1 protein-coding gene and 1 pseudogene are annotated in these 1,208 nt (G+C 67.5%); both read left to right on the forward strand.

Annotated elements, in window-relative coordinates; genetic code table 11:
- Nucleotides 1-330 (forward strand): annotated as a pseudogene (locus ACFOMD_RS18375) (acyl CoA--acetate/3-ketoacid CoA transferase subunit alpha); the annotation flags it as partial.
- 11 nt (nucleotides 331-341) lie between these two features.
- Nucleotides 342-1,139: a CoA-transferase subunit beta gene (locus ACFOMD_RS18380; RefSeq protein ID WP_380864281.1), complete on the forward strand. Its 798-nt coding sequence runs from the start codon at nucleotides 342-344 to the stop codon at nucleotides 1,137-1,139.
- The last annotated feature ends 69 nt before the right edge of the window (nucleotides 1,140-1,208 follow it).

The following is a 1,208-nucleotide window of genomic DNA, read 5'->3' on the forward strand; positions in this document are numbered from 1 at the left end:
GAGCTGATGGCGCGTGCCGCCGACAAGGTGATCGTGCAGGCGGAGCAGATCGTCGACACCGCCGGTTTGGGCTTCCCCGAGAATTTCCGCGTCCAGCCGTTCGAGCGCAGCATCGTCACGCAGGTGGTGCACGCCCCTTACGGCGCGCACCCCACCGGCGGCGGCTTCGACTACGGCATCGATCTCGACCATCTGAAGACCTATTCGGGCTCGGTCGGCGACGCCTGGCCCGACTATCGCACCCGCTATGTCGAGGTCTCGCCCGAGGCCTATCTCGAAGCCGTCGGCGGCGCCGATCATGTCCGCGCGCTCGCGCCAGCGATCTACTGAGGAGGCGGGCGATGACCGAAATCAACTACAGCCTTGCCGACCTCTGCATCGTTGCCGCTGCCGAAGCCTGGCGCCATGACGGCGAAGTGCTCGCGACCGGCATCACCCTGCTGCCGCGCCTTGCCGCCAGCCTCGCCAAGCTCAGCATCAATCCGGCGCTGATGATGACCGACGGCGAAAACAGCTTCGTCGAGGAGCCGGTGCCCGTCGGCCCGCGCGGCGACTACCGGATGAAGCCCGAAGGCTGGGCGCCCTATGCCCGCACTTTCGATAATCTCTGGGGCGGCAAGCGCCACGCCTTTGTCGCGCCGGTGCAGATCGACCGCTTCGGCCAGACCAACATCTCGGTCGTCGGCTCACACGCAAAGCCCAAGGCGCAGATGCTCGGTGCGCGCGGCTTTCCGGGGAACAGCGTCCACCACCAGAACAGCTATTTCTTCCCCGCGCACAACCGCCGCGCCTTCGTCGAGGGCGAGGTCGATTTCGTGTGCAGCGCCGGCTACAACCGCGCGAGATGGCTGGATGGGCGCAAGCCGCTCGGTCTCGACCTCCGCCTCATCGTCACCGACCTCTGCGTCATGGACTTCGGCGGGCCCGACCATGCGATCCGGCTGGTGTCGCTGCACCCCGGCATCACCGTCGAGCAGGTGCGCGAGGCGACCGGATTCGATATCGTCGTCGAAGGAACGCCGCCGACGACACCCGCCCCGACGGCCGAGCAGCTCGCGATCATCGCCCGGCTCGACCCGCACGGCCAGCGCAAGAGCGTGTTCGCCGGCGACCCGCCGGGCGACAGGAGGACCGCATGACCGAGAATCTGGTCGAGCCGAAGCAGGTCGACATCACCTACGAGACCGACGAGCCGGTCCTCTACCGGA

It is taken from the genome of Sphingoaurantiacus capsulatus (assembly GCF_042648405.1).
Taxonomy (GTDB): Bacteria; Pseudomonadota; Alphaproteobacteria; order Sphingomonadales; family Sphingomonadaceae; genus Sphingoaurantiacus; species Sphingoaurantiacus capsulatus.